Genomic DNA, 20,232 nt, shown 5'->3' on the forward strand with positions numbered 1-20,232 from the left:
ATTTATCTCTCAAATATATATTTTTTTCGCTACAAACTGTTAAAAGGACACTAAATTTGATTGAGGCTTTTTAACACTTAATATGAGTGGTTATATAAGCAAAAAGAATAGAAAAAATTAAGAAGCACATGCTAAAATATTGTGATAATCCAAGATGATCTGGTTAGCTATTTGAATGCTTCCTTGTACTAAATAAAAAAGCTTCAGATTTCTCTGAAGCTTTTTTATTTTTTGAAACTTTTTCTGAAGCTTTATATTGTTTTGTTCACAGGTGGGATGCTGGCGTTAGTGACAAACAGAAGAAAGGATGCCTCAATTACAATTTTTTATTTCAAGTTTATAATCCAATGTATTGATTTGTTGAATAAAATATTTTATCGAATTTTCTTTATCCATTCCACTAAAACAGTATTCTACAAATCCTTTCACAAAATCTTCGCCTATAGCTTGCGAAATTATCAATTTCGGATTAGTAGTTGCTTCTTCCATTAATGTACAGAATACCGTTGATTCTTCATCTGTCATTTTTTTGTCAAAATAAATTTCATAATTGAATGTAGTACTCATAAAATTGCGGTTAATTTTATTATTAAAGCAATACCAAATTACGATTTTATTTCCAGTTCTGTTTCGGTATGCATCACACATGCCCATTTGTTGTTTTCTTTAACCCAAGTAGAAGTGCAGACACACTTTATAGGCGCTTTTTGACTTTGATCTACTATCTCAAAATCGAGACGATATCCAATTACAGCAGTATTTTCGGCAATTAGTTTTTCTTTTACATCATAGATGTTCAGCACTTTTATTTTATTGGTCTGCCCAGAGTCGAACATATTTTTGAACTCAGTCTCACTGATGCTCTGAATACCATTTTTTCCGGCAACTATGCAAGGAAAAAATGTCAAATTTCTTACTGTTTCATAATCATTATTTTCAACTCCGTTCCAGTATTTTTTTTCCAATTCTATAATTTGACCTTCCATATCATCTTGTTATTAATTAGACATTTCACAAATTTCACATTAATATTGAAATAAAGTCGCTTTTTTAACATAGATTTAATTTAAGCTTTTTAATCATAAATCAGGCTTTGGACCTTTTGAAATTATAGATCTCATCACTCCAGGAAACCATCTTTGCAGCCAAACAGCAAGTTTGCCATGACCTGTGAAAATGTAATTTCTCTTTCGTTTTAAAATAGCTTGTACCATTACTTTTGCAGCTTTATCGGTAGGCCACATTAAACTTGACGGCCGTAAATCTTGCTGTTCAGGATGCCAGACTCCGTCATTGTCAATTCGTGCAATTTCCGAAACCACAAATCCGGGATGCACTGTGGTACAAGTAACGCCCGTTCCCATTAATTCAACCTGCAAAGTCTGTCCAATAGAGTTTACAGCAGCTTTCGAAGCTCCGTATGCACCAACATTAGGATTAGGAAGATAAGCACTTACACTTCCAACTAAACCAATTCGTCCTTTGCTTTTCTTTAAATGTGGCAGTGCATATTTTACCGTTAAGGCCAAACCTGTAACATTGCCTTGCAATTGTCTGTTCCAATCTTTAGCCGTTAAGTTTTCGATGCTACCAAAAACACCAAAACCAGCATTGGCTATAGCTACATCCAAACGCCCCCATTCTTTAATGATTTGCTGGACTCCATTTTCAATAGAGGTTTCTTCCATTATGTCACACGGAATTACTAATGCTTGTCCGCCAGAATCTCTAATTGTGTCGGCAACTTTATCCAATAATTCTTTACGCCTTGACGAAAGAACAACTTTATATCCTAATCTGCTCCATTCAAAAGCCATTGATTTTCCAATGCCAGATGAAGCGCCTGTTATCCATATTACTTCTTCTTTCGCTTTTGTCATTTTACAATGTTTACCCTAAAGATATAACTTATTCATTACAAACCACATAATAACAAAAAACAAGACTTTCTCACTCTTACGCTCACAAATAGTGTCTAACTTTTTTGGGACAGTCCAGAGACGCTTACGCAGCTTTTCAGTTGGATGCATTGTAAAACATAAGCTTCTAAATTTTTGCAAAAATATTAGTGTAATATTTTTTACCATTAGGACTTATCCTCATCGAAATGCCAAAATAATTAAAATCTCCCTCAATAATTTTTTTATGTTCTGGACTATTTAACCATCCATTTAAAACACCTTCTGGAGACTGATAATTGTATCCAACATTTTCGCCTACATTTTTTGCCCCCAATACTCTTCTTATATTTTCAGATCGACTTACAAAATCATTATGGCTTACCAAATTGCTTTCGATCATATTATTATCATGTTCTTCAGCCTTGAAAGAAAGATAATCTTTTACTTGTATAGAATCCAATCCTCTTGACATCCTATAATCATTTATTAATTTCATCGTTTCCAATTCTACAGCACTATAAGTATAGTTCGCCATAATTTCATCTTTATAATTCGTTTGCATCCCTTCAGAGGAATCAGCAGAACAAGCATTTATAATCAAGACAAATGCTATCAATAATCCTTTTTGCAATGTTTTTTTCATTTTTGCCTCATATTGCTTATGTTGCAAAACAGAAGCTTTGTTTTTAAGTCTATTATTTGATGGTGCAAATTTCAGGTTATAAAAAGCAACAGAACCCCTGTAAAAGACTAAAAAACAACACAATAAGACTTAAAACACGCAACAAGTCAACTACAAATGAAGCAATTATAAAATTCTCACTACAAACTTGATCTTAAAATAAAACCACAAAATAGTATTCAAAAATGAACTTACTTTATAGTTTACATACCAAAAACCTTTTGTAATAATTTCATCAAAACATTCCTGTAAAAACTAGAGATTTTTTAGGAGTTCTATATTTAAAAAAAACGCAAAGTCGCAGACATTTGCACTGCTTTTCGGTTGAACACTTGAAAACATAAGTTTTAATCCTCAATAGAAACTTTTCTCATTTTATAATCATACTTTTTTCTATTAGACAAATTTATAAGTACGTAAATGAAAAATAACGAACGTATTTATCCAGTCAAATACATCTGTTAAAAATTAGGAAGACAATTATTCCCCTATTTGAACTCTAAATTTTGACAGAATGAGAGAGAGATTATTCTTTCAAAAACAAAATTATTCAATATTTAGAAAAAATATTTTTCCTTAAAGAGTTAAACATTTTACCCACATAATCTCACAACAACTTTTTATTAATCAAACAAATACAAATACACTAACTCGACTAACACACCAATATTGATTGCCTAAAATGCTTTTTCATCAAAAAAAAATTAAAAATTTTTCTCAAAATCCTTTGTACATCTCAAAAATAGTTGCACTTTTGCACCCGCAATAACAAAGCAGGTCCGTTCGTCTATCGGTTAGGACGCCAGGTTTTCATCCTGGTAAGGGGGGTTCGATTCCCCCACGGACTACTTAATAAGCCAAAAGCTCTAGAGAAATCTGGAGCTTTTTTTGTTTATATTTACTTCGTTAAATGTTCGAGTTTTTAAAAAGACTATTGAGACGCACAAAACCTACAAATTAGCAATAAATAGAAATGCAAAAACAGCAAACACAATAACAAAGCAAACAAGAAGTTATGAATGAAGTAATTTCAGATTATAAGAAACAATCAAAAAAAATCAACCCAAATCTTAAAATGAAACACAAATTAACAGCCCTTTTATTTGTATTCGTCTTTGCAAATATATCTGCACAAGCACCCGCCAGTAAAACCAATTATACCAACAGCAAATTACCTGCAGAAGAAGCTGTTACTAACAAGTCTCTAAAACAGCTAAAAAAAATCTCTTTAGACGATACTTCTATTTTAATTTACGACTACGACGGTTCTCTTTTTTCATGGGATCTGGAAGTTGAAAGTATTGTTTGGACCGTAAAAGCTTCGGATGCTAATTCTGAAATGTGTGCCAATAAAATAACGATACAAGACGGAGTTGTATATATTCCGTTTGTTAATGGCGAAATTTATGCTGTAGATAACGGAACGGGCGCTATTTTTTGGAAATCAAGATTAGGCAACATCAAAGATCAGATTGTTCTAAAAGATCAAACTCCAATTATTGCTAACGGAAAATTATTTATAACGGCTCAAAATCAAAATCAGAGCAGTAATTTATACGCTTTAGACTTAAAAGATGGAAGCTTGGCTTGGAACTACAAATTAGATACGCCAAACAACGACATAGAGCCATTATTTTTCGACAATAAGATTTTCACCCAAAGCGGAAACAATGTGTATTGTTTTGAAGCCAATACAGGCAAATTGCTAAACCAAAAAAGTTTTGACGAAACTATGACTGGAAAACCAGTTACTGACGGAGAAAGTGTTTTTATAGCTGGCGACAAAAATTGGCTCTACGCATTAAAACCAAACAGCTTGGATGTTTTATGGCAATTTAAAATAGACGAAAACCAAAACAACGTTAAAGAACGCATAGTTTGCCACGACAAAAAACTATATTTTGCAGCACAAGGCCCAGAAGTTTCCTCTATTTATGCTGTTGATTCTAAAACAGGAACTCAGCTTTGGAAAACAAATTTTAAGGGTGACAATGTTGAATATATAGTTAAAGAAGTTGATAATCTTTGGGGATACACGCAAAAAAAGAAACTTTTTGAATTAGACTTATCAAACGGCGAAATGGCTTTTGAAGAAAAGCTAACTACGCTGCCTATTTCAAACATTGAATTTCCAAATGATGACAACTTGCTTTATTACTATTGCGACGCAGGATTAATTCAGTTCGATTTAAAAGAAAAAGACGAAAATGTATATTATATGCGCACCTCAATTACAGACAATCCTTATAGCGCTTATTTAAAGATAATTCGATAATAAAAAAAGAAGCTTTTTCAAATGAAAAAGCTTCTTTTTTTATTTGATTGCAACAAATAAAAAAGACCATTATAAATGGTCTTTTTACTATCTTATTTTTGAGAAAAATTATGCTCTAAACAAAGCATATTTATTGTAGCTATACAAAACTTTATCATAAGGAACATAAAGCGAAACTATCTTCTCTGTTGACTCGTCAAATTGGATTCCGTTGTGTTTTCTAAACAAATAAATTTCTTTCAAACAATTAGAAAGGCTTTGGTGGATTTCGCTTGTAAATGTTGGCAATTTTTTATCTCCTACCAAAAGATCAATCTGGTAGTTTGAACTGCTTTTTGACAAGTTGTTACCAATAATTCTAATTGTAAAAGTTGTTGGTTTTCCGTATTGTTCTCCCTGATATTGTAGCGTCATGATTTCTTTTTATTAAATGATTAGTACTACCGCCTATTACTTGGCTTTTGATTCTCTAGATACTTTTATTAAAGTTATAAAAATTTAAGACAAACATAAAAAATCCTTTCTAAATTATATGTTATTTTTTTAAGAAACCTTAAAGTCTAAAAAAACGAAAACCGTAAGGAATTACGGTTTTAACAATTAACTAAATGTAAAATTCATTCATAAGCATCGATTGGTTTTGGTAAACTATTGTAATTTATTTTCTTGGTTTATTTCTAATAAAAATGGATTTCCGTTCTCATCCATCATTGTCATATTCAACACATCTAATAGTGCTATTTTTTTTGAAACTTCGCCTGTAAACTTATTGTACGAAAGATTCAATTCTTTCAGATTGGCAAGCTTTTCAATTTCTATCGGAATCGCTCCTGTAAAATCATTATCAAACAAACTGAAATTCTGCAGCGCATTCAAATTCATAATTTCATTGGTCAAACTTCCTGAAAGCTTATTATTATTCAAAAGCAACACTTTTAATCCAGAAATTTTATAAATCGAAACAGGCAGTTTTCCGTTAATTTCGTTATTAAAAACTGCTAAAATTTCCAACTTATTCAACTTTCCAATTTCTGACGGAAGCTCTCCTGAAATAGCATTCATAAAAAGCTCCAAGTCTTTCAATTTTGCTAATTGACAAATTGAAGCCGGAATTACGCCAGACAATTTATTATTAGCAATATTGAGCAATTCTAATTCTTTCAAATTAAAAACCGAAGGAGACAAACTCCCTTCAATTTTATTCTTCTCCAGATTTAGCGATTCTAAATTTACAAGATCGTAAAAAGCTTCGGGCAATTCGCCTTGCAGATTATTATCTGCTAAATTAAGTGCCACTACTTTTCCATTTTGAGTTTTAACCCCATACCAAGTAGAAACCGGCAGATTTAAATCCCACTTTGTTTTCCACTCCAAACCATTTGTTGCGTGATATAATTTTATAAGCGCTTCTTTTTCTTTATCCGAAATGGTATCTGCCAAAACACTTAGCGAAAAAGCAAACACTAAAGAAAATGTAATTAAAATTTTCATAACAGATTTGGGATTTGTTACAATCGTAAAATTATATAATTCATAGCTATAATACGCTAAATATCGATAAACTGTTAATAAAAAAATAATTAGTAAGATTTAAACTACTTTATAATATTTCATAAAATCTGCGTTTATTTTAACTACATTTGACTAACTAATTCTAAAAACCTCATATTATGCAAATTAACTTCGTTGCCTTATTTATTGCAGCAATTGTAACACTAGTAACTGGTTTTATCTGGTACAGCCCAAAAGTATTCGGAACTATCTGGATGAAGGAAAACAATCTTACCCAAGAGGAATTAAGAAAAGGAAATATGCTTAAAATCTTCGGATTGACTTACCTCTTTTCTTTAATGATTACAATGACTTTAATGTCGCTAACCATCCATCAATCTGGCGCAATCGGAATGGTTGGCGGACCACCATTAATGGATAGTGCAAAACCTTCATTTGCAGCTTTTATGGCAGATTACGGAATGGCTTACAGAACTTTCAAACATGGCGCTCTTCATGGTTTTATGTCTGGATTGTTTTTTGCGTTTCCGCTAATTGGAATTAATGGTTTATTCGAAAGAAAATCTTGGAAATATATTTTTATTCACGCTGGATACTGGATGCTTACCTTAACTCTTATGGGAGGAATTATCTGCGGATTTGCTTAAATAAAAAATACTCAAACCCGTTTGGAAAGATAACTCAAACGGGTTTTTCTCAAATAATAGCTCAAACTCCGTTAGTTATTGCAAATATTATCTAATTTTGAAGAAATTAGCTCACTCTTTTGAATACAACATATTCTTTCCAAATTTATAAAAGCGCATCGTTATTGCCTTTAGAATGGAACTCGCTAGCAGCAAACAACATTTTTTTGACACGAGAATATCTCGAAGTTCTGGAAAATTCTTCTCCAGTAAATATGACTTGTCATTTTATTGGACTTTTTGAAGAAGAAAAATTAATCGGAATTGTTTTAACGCAGTTTTTATTTGCAGAAAAACTCGAGTCTTTTGGCGAACGCGACAAATGCTTAAAAACCTCTGTTCGTAATTTTGCTTTAAAGAATTTTGCTTCGCACGTTTTATTTGTCGGAAACAACATGCTTACTGGCCAGAATGCTTTTATTTTTGATAAAACAATCAAAGAATCGAAAGCAATTAAAACACTTCATAAAGCGATTAATCAGCTTAAAAAGGAGTTAAAAGAAAGCGGAAAAAAAGTTCATATTACAAGCATAAAAGATTTTACAGCAAAAGAAATCGAACCGCTTCAAGCTGAATTCAAAAATAATTATACGTTTTCTACACAGCCGAATATGATTTTCGAAATCAACAAAAACTGGAAAACAGAACAAGATTATATTGATGCTTTATCTAAAAAATATCGTGATCAGTACAAACGCGCTCGAAAAAAATCGGAAGGAATTGTAAAACAGCAAATGTCTCTTTCTGACATTAAACAATACGAAGATGTAATTTACGATTTGTATTTTCATGTTGCAAAAAATGCTCCTTTCAATACTTTTTTTCTGGCTCGAAATCATTTTAGTTTTTTTAAAGAAATTATGGGAGAAAACTTTCTTCTTTATGGTTATTTCATAGACAAAAAGCTAATCGGTTTCAACACTTTAATCAAAAACGGCGATGTAATGGATACGTATTTTTTAGGTTATGATGAAAGTGTTCAGCGTGAAAAAATGCTGTACTTAAACATGCTTTATGACATGATTGCTTATTCTATCAAGAAAGGATTCAAAGAAATTGTTTTTGCTAGAACCGCACTCGAAATCAAAAGCTCTGTTGGCGCCAAACCTGTAAAGATGTATGGCTTAATTACACATAGCAATGCTTTGATTAATCATAACATTTCTAGATTTTTTAATTATCTAGAACCTAAAACCGAATGGCAGGAACGTAATCCTTTTAAATAAAATTCAATCAAAATTAAGGAACTGCAATTTTCATTTGCTTGTGCAGAATATCAATTTTTAAAGAAGTCTGCGCTCCGCAATATTCTCCATCGATTTGAAAATTAACAGGATAATCTGTTTTTATTTCTGCTTTATCGGTCGAAATAATCACAATGTCATCAGAATCAATTGGCATATTTCCAGTTATAATTTTTCCAATTAAAAGCAAATCAAGACTTTTCAAAATCACCAATTCAAACTTCCCATCATTCATAGCTCCATTTGGATTAATAATGACTCCGGTTCCATATTTCTGCGAATTAGCAATTACAATCATTCTTGCAACATGCTGAACTGTTTTATTGTTTGCTGAAATTGTTGCGACAAATGGTTCTTCTGATTCTTTCAGCGTTGTAAAAGCTTGCAATGCATAACCCCAAAATCCTCGAACATCACTCTGTTCATAATTTTTAACCAGATTTGCATTTAACCCAAGATCGCTCAAATGGATACTTTTTTTACCGTTGATGCAAATCATATCCATTTCGATATAATGATGCAAAAACGCTATTTTAAGGTTCTCTTCTATTCCATTAGGAAGATTTAAGTCAACAGAAAGTCCATTTGCCGAACCTGCAGGCAAAATCCCGATTATAACATCTTGCTCTTCCATTGCTTCGGCAACCATTTTTATAGTTCCATCGCCTCCAGCAACAATAATTCGCTCTGGCCGAGATTCATCGTATAAAGATTGTATTGTTTTTAAATCGTTATTTCCAGTTGTTTCATACACTTTCAGATCAAAATGATTTATTACGGCAAAGGTTTCTACAGCATCAATCAAATCCGATTTATCCAAGTCTCCAGAAATAGGATTTACAACAAACAGTATATTCTTTTTCAAAATTTTATTTTTAAAACCAATTAAATTGAGTAATTTACAGTTACATAAATATACGTAATTAATGAAACCAATTCTACAATTATATCGTGGTTATGCAAATGAGCAAGAGTTAATTGTAATGGGACACGTTTTAAAGAGAGAGCATAAATACAATTTTGAAAAAAGAAAATTAAAAAATGCTACCTCTGTCCTTAAATTATTCAGAATAAAAACCATTAAAAATTTTGATGTTTATCTTCACTATAATAATGAAATAATTCATACCAAAACATTAGATGATGGTTTTTTTAATTTTTGCATTCCGCTAGAAAAAGAAACTCATTTTGGATGGATGCCTTATGAGGTAAGCTTGAAATATAAAGACGAGACCGTTGCATGCAAAGGCACTTTCATAAGACCTCACAAAGGAAAACTCGGAATTATATCTGATATTGATGATACTTTTCTGATTTCGCACACAAATAACTTTTTTCGAAAACTTTATAATTTATTATTTAGAAATGTAAATGACCGCAAAGTTTTTAAAGATGTCGTAGCTCATTATCAAGCTTTAAGTTCTGCTGGAAGAGACAATCTAGAAGAAGTAAATGCCTTTTTCTTCATCTCTAGCAGCGAATGGAATTTATATCGATTTATTGCCAAATTCACTAAAATAAATCATTTGCCAAAAGCAGTTTTTCTTTTAAAAGATATTAAAAGAGGAATCACCGATTTCTTTATGAGCGGAAGAGGAAATCATGATCATAAATTCGAAAAAATCAAACATGTAGTAGAATTCTATCCTACTCTAAAATATGTTTTAATGGGCGATGATTCTCAGCACGATCCAATGCTTTATGAAAGAATCTGTAAAATATTTCCCGTTACAGTTATTGCCGTTTATATTAGACAGACTGGTAAAACTCAGAAAAATGAAGTAAAAAAAATCCTTAAAAATTTAGAGAGTCTGAATGTTTCTGTTTGTTATTTTAAAGAAAGCAGCAAAGCAATTGAACACTCTAGATCTATTGGAATTATTAAGTAGTTTGTTTCAAGTTTCAAGTTTCAAGTTTCAAGTTTTGAACAGAATGACTGTTTTAACGCCAAGTTTTTTTGATCTGTAAGCTTTTATAAAAACGTAAAGTTCGCAAAGCTGTCTATCGATAAAGCTTTGCGAACTTTGTACATTGTAAATGCAAACTATAAAAACTTAGCGTGCTTTGCGTTAAAAATTACTCGTCAAAAAAAACTTGAAACCTGCAATTTAAAACAAAAAAAACTATGCATTAAAACTATCAATCTCTTCCGAAACAACTTCCCAGTCAATTAACAATTGTTCTAAATCTTGTTTCTTTTTATTGTAAGCTGTAAAAAACGAAGCATCTTCGATATGTTTATCATAATTAGTTTCTAGCATTTTATCGTCATGCTGAATTTGTTTTTCTAATTGCTGAATCTGGCTTTCAATTTTACTTAACCTGTTCTGAAGTGCTTTCCCTTTTTTCTGATCTTCATAAGATACTTTTGCAACTTCTTTTTCTTTTGGAGCTTCTTTTTTTATAACATCTTTTTTCTCCACCTCACGCATATTTTCAAGATTGCGCTGCTCTAAGAAGAAGTTGATGTCACCAAGATATTCTTTAATTTTTTGATCTTTAAATTCGTAAACGATGTTAGACATTCCTTGAAGAAAATCCCTATCGTGAGAAACCAACAATAAAGTTCCACCGAATTTTTGAAGCGCCGCTTTCAAAACGTTTTTAGATTTAATATCTAAGTGGTTTGTAGGCTCATCCATTAGCAACACATTGATTGGTTGCAACAACAACTTGCAAAGTGCCAAACGGTTACGTTCGCCTCCAGAAAGCACTTTTACTTTTTTCTCAACATCATCTCCACGGAAAAGGAAAGAACCTAACATATCACGCACTTTCATACGGTTTGTATCTGTTGCCGCATCTTCCATTGTTTGAAGCAAAGTAATTTCTCCATCTAAATATTCAGCTTGATTTTGAGCAAAATATCCTAATTGTACATTATGTCCTAATTTAATGTTTCCTTGGTACTCAAACTCGTTTACAAGCGCTTTGATGAAAGTCGATTTTCCTTGTCCGTTTTGTCCAACAAAAGCGATTTTACTTCCTCTTTCAACTAATAAACTGATATCTTTTAAAATCGTTTTGTCTCCGTATGCTTTTGTCACATGTTCAGCTTCAATAACTACTTTTCCAGGTTCTTTAGAAACAGGAAAAGAAATATTCATAACTGAATTATCATCTTCGTCAACTTCGATTCTTTCTACTTTATCTAATTTTTTAATCAGCGATTGCGCCATTGAAGCTTTTGAAGCTTTTGCACGGAATTTCTCGATTAATTTTTCTGTCTCTTCAATTTTTTTCTGCTGATTTTTTTGAGTTGCCAATTGCTTCTCACGAATTTCGTGACGTAACTCTAAATATTGAGAATATGGCTTATTAAAATCGTATGCTTTTCCTAAAGAGATTTCGATTGTTCTATTGGTAACATTGTCCAAGAACATTTTATCGTGCGATACGATTACCACAACTCCAGGATAATTGCGAAGGAAATTCTCTAACCAGATGATACTTTCGATATCCAAGTGGTTGGTTGGCTCATCCAGAAGCAATACATCGTTCGACTGTAACAATAATTTAGCTAATTCTATACGCATTCTCCATCCTCCAGAAAATGTTTCAGTTTGGTTATTAAAAACCTCTCTTTTAAAACCAAGACCTAAAAGAATTTTCTCTGTATCACCAACATAATTGTATCCTCCAAGAAGATCGAAACGATGTGTGTAATCAGACAAATCTTCTATAATCTGACCATATTCTTCACTTTCATAATCGGTTCTTGTAACCAATTGATGATTGATTTCTTCAAGCTTTTTCTCTACAATTTTAATTTCTGTAAAAGCTTCATATGCTTCTTCTAAAACGGTTCTTCCTTGTTCAAAATCAATATCCTGACGAAGAAATCCCATTTTAATATCTTTCTCTTGAGAAATAACTCCTGAGTCTGGTTTAAAATCTCCTGCCAACATTTTTAGCATTGTAGATTTACCTGCTCCGTTTTTACCAACAAGACCTACACGGTCGCCAGCGCCTAAACGAAAAGTAACTTCTTCAAATAAATAGGTTCCTCCAAAAGAAACAGAAAGATTGTGTATATTAAGCATAATGTATTGCTGTAAGTAAAGGCTAAAAAACCTTTTATATTCATTAAATAAATAAACTGTAAACAAGCGAATTATCCTGCTACAATTTTGAAAGTGCAAAAGTATAACTTTTAATTGAAGTTTTTATACTGAAAAACAATAGCTTTTGGAAAATTCAAAAACTAAAAACCTCGTATAAATTTGAGATTTTAAGAAAAAGAAAATAGCGCAGATGAATATTATATTTCAACATCAAACCAAGACAGGCTATAAGTTTTCATCCTAATTAAATAGCTTAAAGCCAGAAAATACCTTATATTTGCTTTAAATAAATTCTCCCAATCAAACTGTATCCAAATACAATTGAGATGAATTAAAGACCATAAAATTTACTTAAAATGTTCAAAAGAGGTTCCAAGCTAAATAGTATCATTACAGGAAGTTGTCCAAAATGCCAAAAAGAAAGTATGTATGAAGACAAAAACCCACTTCATTTAAGTAAGGTTCTCAAAATGAATGAAAATTGTAGCCATTGTGGATTCAAATATCAAATTGAACCTTCGTTTTTTTATGGTGCAATGTACGTTAGCTATGCACTAAATGTTGCTGTCGGAATCGCTGCTTTTATTGTTTCATTTGTTTTTTTTGAAGCAACAATAGAACAGTCGTTTATTGCAATTATCCTAACATTAGTGGTTTTATTCCCTTTTGTATTACGCCTTTCGAGAAACTTATACATTAATATGTTTGTTTCTTATGATCCTAAGGCCGGTCAGGAATAAGAGATTTCAAATATCTTTTATGGAAACGTTTTATATCGGCTTCTTTATCTATTGGAGTTCCCGATTCAATATTATCATATAACATTTTTGCTAAGGCAGGCCCAAGCATGACACCACGGGTTCCTAGTCCGTTAAGAATGTGAATAGAACTGTACGCTTCGTGAGTTCCTACTAATGGTCTCCTATCTGCAACTGTAGGACGTACTCCTGCAAAGTGTTTTACAATTTCAAAATCGCACGTTATAATTTCCTTAATACGATCTAGAAGTTCTTGTTTTCCTTCTTCGGTAGGAAGATCTGTTTTATCGTGCCAATTGTAAGTAGCTCCAACTTTAAACAAATTGCCACCTACTGGTAAAATAAAAACACTGGTATTAACAATTAAATCTAATTTCAAATCAGGTGCTTTTATTAAAAACAACTCCCCTTTTGTTCCATCCAAAGGAAGATAATTAAAATAAGGGTTTTTATGCAACCCAAAACCTTCTGCAAATATGATATTGCGTGCTTTAATATTTTTATATTGAATTCCTAAATCAAGAATCTCTAAAAAAGAACTATGAAAAGATTCTTCCAGAAGTAAATTATTCTCTTTTAAATATGCTCTGTAACTTTCTAATAACTGTCCTGTTTTGACATAACCTGTATGCAGAACTTCTCCATAATCGAAAGGAGAATCAATACCTTGATATTTCTTAGTAATTATTTTGGTTGACAAAAAAGGAGCTAAGTTTATTTTATCAGAAGCCGCAAACCAATTATTTTGCTCTTCAATAGAAAAAAACTTTCTTAGAATTGGCATCTTAAAGTTAAATTTCTCTTGTAATTTATCTTCCACGACATCATAAAACTCATTCATCAGGACCAAATGATCCTTCGCATTCCAAACCTCACTGAAACGTTTTAAAATTACTGGATTATATAAACCTCCAGCAATCCTAGAAGAATTCTGAGACTTGTCATCAATAACTAAAATAGATTTATTGTTTTTAAGCGCAACTTCAGCGAAAGAAATTCCAGCCAAACCAGATCCGACAATTAAATAATCAAGCATTGTGCAGTATATAGATAAAATAAAAAAACTCTTACTACAAAGGTAGCAAGAGTTTTTCTTATTATTTAGATTAGGACCTTAGTAATTCCACATATCTTCTTCAAAATTACGAATCTTCTCTTTTACTCTTTCAGATTCTAGCAATTGGCTTTGTGCATTATCTTTAATGTAATCTTTAATCTCACGATCACCATATACATTTTCCTCTTTATAGATAACAGAATTAAAATATCTAGAATTTAAGATCTGATCAAACGAAATTGGCATTGCCGAATTTTTATCATTAAAAGCTTTTCCTTCATGCAATACTTCCCGCGCATTGGGGAAGAAAACCCAAAACAGCTCGATATAATCTTTCTCATCACTATTCATTGTGTAAACATCAGGAGTCACAGGACAAATTCCGAGCAGACGATATTTTAAATCACTTTGCCTTTTATCAAAATACCAAAATCCTTTAATCTTATACATACTAACGTCTGCAGCTGTCAAGTCTTGTTTCAAAATATATTCAGCAGGAACAGTTCTTGTTGGTCCAACAGTTTGATCAACATAAGTGACTTTTTTATTTTTTCCTGTTCCAGTAACAACCTTTTTCTTGACCACACGCGTTCTAAAGTCATCAGGATACTGATTAATAAGCTCTCGCCCAGCATCGGTAGTATCAACACGCGATAGTGCGCCTTGAATATCTTTTAAAGACTTTTTTGTATTAAAATAGCTGTCGGCATAAACTTCTGTTATCTTTCCGCTTCTGATTCCTCTCGTCAAAATATCATACAGTGAACGTCGTTCAGGACCAATATTAGCCGTATCCACGGGAAAATATAACGGGAAATTGATTTTTTCATTCAAATCAATAATTTCCCAAACCATTTTTCCCATTAAAACATCTCTATCGTCAACATAACCGTATGCTAGAGGTTTGTCGTTATCAGATATCATTTGAGCTGGTGTCTTAATTCCTATCTGATCGGCAGTTTTGGCATTAAGTAAATTAGACTGAGCGTTAGAAGATAGGCTTCCAAGAACAGCAACAATAGCAACTAATAAATTTCTTACTTTCATCATGATAATTTTTACAAGACATTAAACGAAATTTTATTATAAATATTGTTATTTTTCCTACATAAATAAAAAATAATGCATTCCAATATCACTTCGGAGCATTAATTGATTATAGACATAAAAAAAACTCTTACTACAAAGGTAGTAAGAGTTTTTTAATTATCATGCTATGTATCAACTTAGTAGTTCCACATATCTTGTTCGAAGTTGCGAATTTTCTCTTTCACTCTTTCAGATTCTAATAACTGATTTTGTGCGTTATCCTTCATGTAATCGCTAATAGCTCTATCTCCATAAAGGTTTTCTTCTTTGTAAATAACAGCATTAAAACGTCTAGAATTTAAAATCTGATCAAATGAGATCGGAAGAGCTGAATTGTTGTCATTAAAAGCTTTTGCTTCATGCAGAGCTTCTCTTGCATTTGGGAAGAATACCCAAAACAATTCAATATAATCCTTTTCGTCACTATTCATTGTATAAACATCTGGAGTTACTGGGCAAATTCCTAGTAAACGATATTTTAACTCACTTTGACGTTTATCAAAATACCAATATCCTTTAATTTTATACTGAGTAACATCTGCAGCAGTAAGATCTTGTTTTAAGATATATTCAGCAGGAACTGTTCTTGTTGGTCCAACTGTCTCTTCAACATAAGAAACTGATTTATTTTTACCTTTACCAGAAACAACTTTTTTCTTCACAACTCGTGATTTATAGTCATCTGGGTATTGGTTAATTAACTCTCTACCTGCATCCGTTGTATCAATACGAGATAATGATCCTTCGATGTCTTTCATAGATTTTTTAGTGTTGAAATAACTGTCAGTATATACTTCAGTAACTTTTCCACTTTTAATAGCTTTAGTTAAAACGTCATAAAGAGAACGTCTATTAGGACCAATATTAGCTGTATCTACCGGAAAATACATTGGAAAATTAATCTTCTCATTTAAGTCAATGATTTCCCATGTTGTTTTTCCCATCAAAACATCTCTATCATCTACATAGCCATAAGCCAAAGGCTTATCATTATCAGATATTAATTGAGCAGGAGTTTTAAGTCCAATTTGAGCAGGAGTTTTAGCGTTTAGCAAATTAGATTGCGCATTAGAAGCAAAACCTCCAGCGATACAAAAAATAGCTATTAAAAAATTTCTTACTTTCATCGTGGTATCGTTATAAGATATTGAATGTAGTTTACACTACCTTTATTATTGTATTTCGTAAATTACAGGAGCAGTTCTTGGCAATAAATAACTACCAGCTCCAACAAGTTTAGTTTTAATTTCAGAAATAGTAACTTGGTCTCCTTTACCTGCTCTTGAAAGTACTTGTTTACATTGTGCATTCATTTTGTTTCCTGTAACAACAACTGTAGGTTGTCCAGCAATTTTCATATTGAATCCAACAACATCTAACTCAACTTCAAAATCAAAATCAAGAAGTTTAGCTCCAATAGTAGCAACTTCAAGGTTAGATCTAGGTCCTTTTACAACACCCATTTCACCTCTAATTGTTCCTGTTGGACCAGGAATACCTTTAATTCTGAATGTTTTCTTATCAGTTACTTTATCACCGTTTGGTAAAGTACCTGTTACAGAAATTGTAGCTTCAGTACCTTGGCCTGGGCTCATGTTATATTTTCCTGGTTTTCCAGCAGAAGATAAACCTGGAGCACTAGCAACAACTTTATTATCAGCAACACCAGCAAAAGACACAGAGATAGGGTTAACAACACCTCTATACACTACGTTCATTTTGTCTGCAGAAATTGTAGCAGAGTTTGGTCTTGGAACTACAACGTAAGTGCCTTTAAATGGTAGATTGATTTTTTTACCATCTTCAATAAAATTGAATTGACCACCAATGTTTTGTTCTCCAACACTTCCTGCTGTTAAGTTAATTTTTGCTTGTCCAGTAGCTGGATCTAATACTGCTCCTGAAACGCTTTCTGGTTTAGTATTTTCATCATAACGACCTAAAACAACTTTACCAGTAACTTTTTCACCTTGGAAATAAGCATTTTTATCTAAAACCACAATTGCTTGATAGTTGCTGTAAGAAGCAGCCTGAACAGCAGCTTTTCCTAAAGCACTGTTGTAAACATCAGTTTCAGCTTTTTGAACATCATTCTGCCATGCAGAAAGTTTTGCAGCTGAAGCAATTGCAGGGAATCCTTTAAAGTGATAAGCTAAGTATTTTTCTTTTATACCTTCTTTATTTTTTACATCAGAAACATCAAATTTCTTCTCAACTTCTGCTATAATGTTAGCATATTTTTTATCTGAACCTAAAGCAGCTTTTAAATCTGCTTTATACTTTTGGATTGCAGCAATAATTGCATCTCCTTTTTTAGTATAACCATCTCCTGTAAACCAGTCATCGATGTTATCACCTCTATCCATAGCTTCGTATGGTAGTTTTCCAGTTTCTTTATCAATTTCATATCCTTTTATAGATTGAGCTTTTAAAGTTCCTAGATATGCATAAAAATCTTTTGAGATAGTTTCAACTTTATGAGCAGTTGCAGCTGCTACTGCAAATTCTCCTTTAGCTTCTGCTGCTTTTTGATCTAAAGCTTGCAATAAAGCAGTATTGTTTGTGATTGATGTAACATTAGAAGCTTCAAATTTTTCGTTAAATAAACCAAAACCTGAAATAACTTCTTTTGATACGTTCATTGCTAACATTGCGATGAAAACCAGATACATCAGGTTGATCATCTTCTGTCTAGGGGTTAATTTTCCTCCTGCCATTTTTTTCTAATTAGTCCTTAATTAATAAATATAATATCTAGTTAAAAACTAATTATCCTTTGTTACTCATTGCAGAAAGCATACCACCGTAAACACTGTTTAAAGAAGCAATGTTTGCAGTCATAGAAGCCATTTGTTCTTTTAATTTAGAAGCGTTTTCAGCGATTTCTTTGTTAGCCTCAGCATTTCTAGAAGCGCTTTCTAATTGTACTTTATATAAACTGTTTAATGATTCCATTTGAGCAGCAGCTAAAGATAACTCTTCACCGTATTTTTTAGTAGAAGCGATAGAATCAACTGTTGGAGCAATTCCTTTAGCAGCAGATTCGAAATTTTTGATGCTGTTTCCTAAACTTGACATTAATTCACCGTCAATTTTAGCCTCTTTTAATAATGAATCTAATTTTTGAGATAATAATCCTTGAGCATCAGTTGGAGTTTCAGCTTTAGCCTTTTTTTCTCTAGCTTGTCCATTAGCTAATTCAGGGTAAACTAGAGTCCAATCTAGTTCTTCTTCAACTGGTTCGAAAGCAGAAAGCGCGAAAATTAACGCCTCAGTAAGTAATCCTACTGAAAGCATAACTGTACCTGTTAATGGTCCAATCTCGAAGTGAGTAATTTTGAATAACGCTCCAACGATTACCACTGCCGCTCCCATACCATAAGCGAAATTCATTGCTTTTTTACTTAATAATGCCATAATACTTTTTTTTTAGGTTTAAAATAGATTTGTTGGATATTGATAAAATTATAAAATTACTTTTTTCTGTTTCCGGTAACTTGCGTTCCCATATAATCTTGTACAGTTCTAAATCCGATATAACTTCTAGCAGAATCTGCATATTCGTGATCACGAGTACTTACTTGTAGGAAATAAGCAACGTCTTTCCAAGAGCCTCCACGAACAACTTTTCTTTGGTTTTTACCATCGATTACGTTTGGATTCATTGTAGAAACATATTCGTAAGCGTTTGGATTGTAAGCTGAATCCGTCCACTCAGAAACGTTTCCTGCCATGTTGTACAAGCCATAACCATTTACATCGTAAGATTTAGCTTCAACAGTGTAAAGAGCTTCGTCAGCAGCATAATCTCCTCTACTTGGCTTAAAGTTTGCTAAGAAACAACCTCTATCACTCTTAGTATAAGGACCTCCCCAAGGGTAAGTTGCAGACTCCAGACCTCCTCTAGCAGCATATTCCCATTCTGCCTCAGTTGGCAATCTGAAAGCATTTACTAAGTCACGTCCTTTTTTCTTAGATTTAATGTAGCTATTTTTATTTAAAGTTCTCCAAGCACAGAATGCTTTAGCTTGTTTCCAAGTCACACCAACTACAGGATAATCTCCGTAAGCCTTGTGCCAGAAATAGTCATTATGCATTGGCTCATTATATGAATAAGCAAAATCTTTAATCCAAACTGCAGTATCAGGATAAACATTTACCTGTTCAGTTTTTACGAAGTCGCTTCTTTTTCCAACTTTAGCTTTTGCAGCAGCCTGAATATCCATCCAAGAATAACGGAATTTCAATTTATTTACGTCAATTGTTCTTAAACCATTATATGATTCTTCAATTGGTAAATACATAGAGTCCATTACTTCAGCATAATATTCATCTGGATATGCTTTTGTATCTTTAATTAACTTAACTTTTCTGTTTAATTTTCTTCCAGCATACGGATCGTCTTTTGTACCAACACTATAATAGTTGTCATACATATATTTATCATAAGCTGTCATTTTTTCTGGATCAGAATCATTAAAAGCATAATCAGCAATACTTCCGCCTTTTTTACCTTTTCCATCAGTAGCTTTCTGACCTGTTTCGTCTGCTAAGATTGCCAAACGAACTCTCATTGTTGAGTCTTTTACCCACTCCACAAATTGACGGTACTCACTATTTGTAATCTCTGTTTCATCCATGTAAAATGAACGAACAGTTACTGTTTTAGTTGGAGCATCTTCTACGTTAGCTAAATCAGCATCTGATTTACCCATAATAAAAGATCCACCCGGAACTAATGTCATTCCATAAGGCTTCTCGGGATGCCATTTCCCTCCTGTAACACCAACTAATTCACCTTTGTCACCTGACTTACCACAGCCGATTACTAGTGTTAACATTGCTGCAAATGCAATAAACTTCTTCATATAAATTTGGGATTATCTATTCATTATTAAAAGTCCGTAAACGTATTTATTATTTATCTAAAAAACAATACTACTTGCGAATTTATTTTACCGTTC

19 protein-coding genes and 1 tRNA gene are annotated in these 20,232 nt (G+C 32.4%); 6 read left to right on the forward strand and 14 right to left on the reverse strand.

All coding sequences use genetic code 11. The features are described 5' to 3' along the window. Positions 1-312 precede the first annotated feature (312 nt). From AC1Q5Z_RS19355 to AC1Q5Z_RS19370, 4 genes are all read right to left on the reverse strand, one after another. The gene (locus AC1Q5Z_RS19355) at positions 313-567 is read right to left on the reverse strand and encodes a hypothetical protein (protein WP_492446463.1); all 255 of its coding nucleotides are present in this window, start codon (positions 565-567) and stop codon (positions 313-315) included. Between the two features lie 38 nt (positions 568-605). Continuing rightward, complete coding sequence (locus AC1Q5Z_RS19360) at positions 606-986, reverse strand: nuclear transport factor 2 family protein (protein WP_198854296.1); 381 nt, start codon at positions 984-986, stop codon at positions 606-608. Between the two features lie 93 nt (positions 987-1,079). Next, entirely contained in the window at positions 1,080-1,880 is an 801-nt protein-coding gene (locus AC1Q5Z_RS19365) for an SDR family NAD(P)-dependent oxidoreductase (protein ID WP_343587390.1), read from the reverse strand. 166 nt (positions 1,881-2,046) lie between these two features. After that, positions 2,047-2,571, reverse strand: a complete 525-nt coding sequence (locus AC1Q5Z_RS19370) for a CAP domain-containing protein (RefSeq protein WP_492446466.1) — start codon at positions 2,569-2,571, stop codon at positions 2,047-2,049. Between the two features lie 788 nt (positions 2,572-3,359). Here AC1Q5Z_RS19370 and AC1Q5Z_RS19375 point away from each other — a divergent pair. Next, a tRNA-Glu gene (locus AC1Q5Z_RS19375) sits at positions 3,360-3,431 on the forward strand. 167 nt (positions 3,432-3,598) lie between these two features. Then, a complete protein-coding gene (locus tag AC1Q5Z_RS19380; protein ID WP_492446468.1) occupies positions 3,599-4,858 on the forward strand; it encodes an outer membrane protein assembly factor BamB family protein in 1,260 nt (419 codons plus the stop codon). 108 nt (positions 4,859-4,966) lie between these two features. Here AC1Q5Z_RS19380 and AC1Q5Z_RS19385 read toward each other — a convergent pair whose 3' ends face one another. Both AC1Q5Z_RS19385 and AC1Q5Z_RS19390 read right to left on the reverse strand, forming a co-directional pair. Further along, on the reverse strand, positions 4,967-5,272 hold the full coding sequence (locus AC1Q5Z_RS19385; protein WP_278022676.1) for a hypothetical protein: 306 nt from the start codon (positions 5,270-5,272) through the stop codon (positions 4,967-4,969). A gap of 234 nt (positions 5,273-5,506) precedes the next feature. Continuing rightward, positions 5,507-6,349 (reverse strand): leucine-rich repeat domain-containing protein, encoded by an 843-nt coding sequence (locus tag AC1Q5Z_RS19390; RefSeq protein ID WP_492446470.1) that lies wholly within the window; start codon positions 6,347-6,349, stop codon positions 5,507-5,509. Between the two features lie 179 nt (positions 6,350-6,528). Here AC1Q5Z_RS19390 and AC1Q5Z_RS19395 point away from each other — a divergent pair, with 179 nt between their 5' ends. Both AC1Q5Z_RS19395 and AC1Q5Z_RS19400 read left to right on the forward strand, forming a co-directional pair. After that, a complete protein-coding gene (locus tag AC1Q5Z_RS19395; RefSeq protein ID WP_198854303.1) occupies positions 6,529-7,017 on the forward strand; it encodes a DUF1761 domain-containing protein in 489 nt (162 codons plus the stop codon). A gap of 119 nt (positions 7,018-7,136) precedes the next feature. Beyond that, positions 7,137-8,282 carry a peptidogalycan biosysnthesis protein gene (locus AC1Q5Z_RS19400; protein ID WP_492446472.1) on the forward strand — a complete coding sequence of 382 codons (1,146 nt, stop codon included), beginning with the start codon at positions 7,137-7,139 and terminating at the stop codon, positions 8,280-8,282. 13 nt (positions 8,283-8,295) lie between these two features. Here AC1Q5Z_RS19400 and AC1Q5Z_RS19405 read toward each other — a convergent pair whose 3' ends face one another. Then, complete coding sequence (locus AC1Q5Z_RS19405; RefSeq protein WP_492446474.1) at positions 8,296-9,165, reverse strand: diacylglycerol/lipid kinase family protein; 870 nt, start codon at positions 9,163-9,165, stop codon at positions 8,296-8,298. A gap of 61 nt (positions 9,166-9,226) precedes the next feature. Between AC1Q5Z_RS19405 and AC1Q5Z_RS19410 the strand changes: the two genes are divergently transcribed. Further along, positions 9,227-10,189, forward strand: coding sequence for an App1 family protein phosphatidate phosphatase (locus AC1Q5Z_RS19410; protein ID WP_492446476.1), 963 nt, complete (start codon positions 9,227-9,229; stop codon positions 10,187-10,189). A 234-nt stretch (positions 10,190-10,423) separates the two neighbouring features. Here the strand turns inward: AC1Q5Z_RS19410 and AC1Q5Z_RS19415 are convergent, their stop codons facing one another. Beyond that, entirely contained in the window at positions 10,424-12,343 is a 1,920-nt protein-coding gene (locus tag AC1Q5Z_RS19415; protein WP_198854307.1) for an ABC-F family ATP-binding cassette domain-containing protein, read from the reverse strand. Between the two features lie 377 nt (positions 12,344-12,720). Between AC1Q5Z_RS19415 and AC1Q5Z_RS19420 the strand changes: the two genes are divergently transcribed. Next, on the forward strand, positions 12,721-13,104 hold the full coding sequence (locus tag AC1Q5Z_RS19420) for a DUF983 domain-containing protein (RefSeq protein WP_198854308.1): 384 nt from the start codon (positions 12,721-12,723) through the stop codon (positions 13,102-13,104). Here AC1Q5Z_RS19420 and AC1Q5Z_RS19425 read toward each other — a convergent pair. The 6 genes from AC1Q5Z_RS19425 to porK all read right to left on the reverse strand — a co-directional run bounded on the left by AC1Q5Z_RS19425 (position 13,085) and on the right by porK (position 20,136). Next, positions 13,085-14,158 carry an NAD(P)/FAD-dependent oxidoreductase gene (locus AC1Q5Z_RS19425; RefSeq protein WP_278022681.1) on the reverse strand — a complete coding sequence of 358 codons (1,074 nt, stop codon included), beginning with the start codon at positions 14,156-14,158 and terminating at the stop codon, positions 13,085-13,087. The genes AC1Q5Z_RS19420 and AC1Q5Z_RS19425 overlap by 20 nt on opposite strands. 78 nt (positions 14,159-14,236) lie before the next feature. Continuing rightward, positions 14,237-15,226, reverse strand: a complete 990-nt coding sequence (gene porN / locus AC1Q5Z_RS19430; protein ID WP_198855505.1) for a type IX secretion system ring subunit PorN/GldN — start codon at positions 15,224-15,226, stop codon at positions 14,237-14,239. 179 nt (positions 15,227-15,405) lie between these two features. Further along, positions 15,406-16,395: a type IX secretion system ring subunit PorN/GldN gene (gene porN / locus AC1Q5Z_RS19435; protein WP_198854310.1), complete on the reverse strand. Its 990-nt coding sequence runs from the start codon at positions 16,393-16,395 to the stop codon at positions 15,406-15,408. A 45-nt stretch (positions 16,396-16,440) separates the two neighbouring features. Continuing rightward, entirely contained in the window at positions 16,441-17,985 is a 1,545-nt protein-coding gene (porM, locus tag AC1Q5Z_RS19440) for a type IX secretion system motor protein PorM/GldM (protein WP_198854311.1), read from the reverse strand. A gap of 52 nt (positions 17,986-18,037) precedes the next feature. Further along, positions 18,038-18,685 carry a type IX secretion system motor protein PorL/GldL gene (gene porL / locus AC1Q5Z_RS19445; protein WP_198854312.1) on the reverse strand — a complete coding sequence of 216 codons (648 nt, stop codon included), beginning with the start codon at positions 18,683-18,685 and terminating at the stop codon, positions 18,038-18,040. A 56-nt stretch (positions 18,686-18,741) separates the two neighbouring features. Continuing rightward, complete coding sequence (gene porK / locus AC1Q5Z_RS19450) at positions 18,742-20,136, reverse strand: T9SS ring complex lipoprotein PorK/GldK (RefSeq protein WP_008467094.1); 1,395 nt, start codon at positions 20,134-20,136, stop codon at positions 18,742-18,744. Positions 20,137-20,232: the final 96 nt, after the last annotated feature.

The sequence above is a fragment of the Flavobacterium sp. GW823-FHT06G12 genome (assembly GCF_058794775.1).

Bases quoted from the DNA above. Each gene is read 5' to 3' on its own strand.
- AC1Q5Z_RS19380 (WP_492446468.1), top strand. From the start codon at position 3,599: ATGAATGAAGTAATTTCAGATTATAAGAAACAATCAAAAAAAATCAAC.
- AC1Q5Z_RS19385 (WP_278022676.1), bottom strand. From the start codon at position 5,272: ATGACGCTACAATATCAGGGAGAACAATACGGAAAACCAACAACTTTT.
- AC1Q5Z_RS19410 (WP_492446476.1), top strand. From the start codon at position 9,227: ATGAAACCAATTCTACAATTATATCGTGGTTATGCAAATGAGCAAGAG.
- AC1Q5Z_RS19425 (WP_278022681.1), bottom strand. From the start codon at position 14,158: ATGCTTGATTATTTAATTGTCGGATCTGGTTTGGCTGGAATTTCTTTC.
- AC1Q5Z_RS19415 (WP_198854307.1), bottom strand. From the start codon at position 12,343: ATGCTTAATATACACAATCTTTCTGTTTCTTTTGGAGGAACCTATTTA.
- porN (WP_198854310.1), bottom strand. From the start codon at position 16,395: ATGAAAGTAAGAAATTTTTTAATAGCTATTTTTTGTATCGCTGGAGGT.
- AC1Q5Z_RS19355 (WP_492446463.1), bottom strand. From the start codon at position 567: ATGAGTACTACATTCAATTATGAAATTTATTTTGACAAAAAAATGACA.
- AC1Q5Z_RS19420 (WP_198854308.1), top strand. From the start codon at position 12,721: ATGTTCAAAAGAGGTTCCAAGCTAAATAGTATCATTACAGGAAGTTGT.
- AC1Q5Z_RS19390 (WP_492446470.1), bottom strand. From the start codon at position 6,349: ATGAAAATTTTAATTACATTTTCTTTAGTGTTTGCTTTTTCGCTAAGT.
- porN (WP_198855505.1), bottom strand. From the start codon at position 15,226: ATGAAAGTAAGAAATTTATTAGTTGCTATTGTTGCTGTTCTTGGAAGC.
- porM (WP_198854311.1), bottom strand. From the start codon at position 17,985: ATGGCAGGAGGAAAATTAACCCCTAGACAGAAGATGATCAACCTGATG.
- AC1Q5Z_RS19365 (WP_343587390.1), bottom strand. From the start codon at position 1,880: ATGACAAAAGCGAAAGAAGAAGTAATATGGATAACAGGCGCTTCATCT.
- AC1Q5Z_RS19360 (WP_198854296.1), bottom strand. From the start codon at position 986: ATGGAAGGTCAAATTATAGAATTGGAAAAAAAATACTGGAACGGAGTT.
- porK (WP_008467094.1), bottom strand. From the start codon at position 20,136: ATGAAGAAGTTTATTGCATTTGCAGCAATGTTAACACTAGTAATCGGC.
- porL (WP_198854312.1), bottom strand. From the start codon at position 18,685: ATGGCATTATTAAGTAAAAAAGCAATGAATTTCGCTTATGGTATGGGA.
- AC1Q5Z_RS19395 (WP_198854303.1), top strand. From the start codon at position 6,529: ATGCAAATTAACTTCGTTGCCTTATTTATTGCAGCAATTGTAACACTA.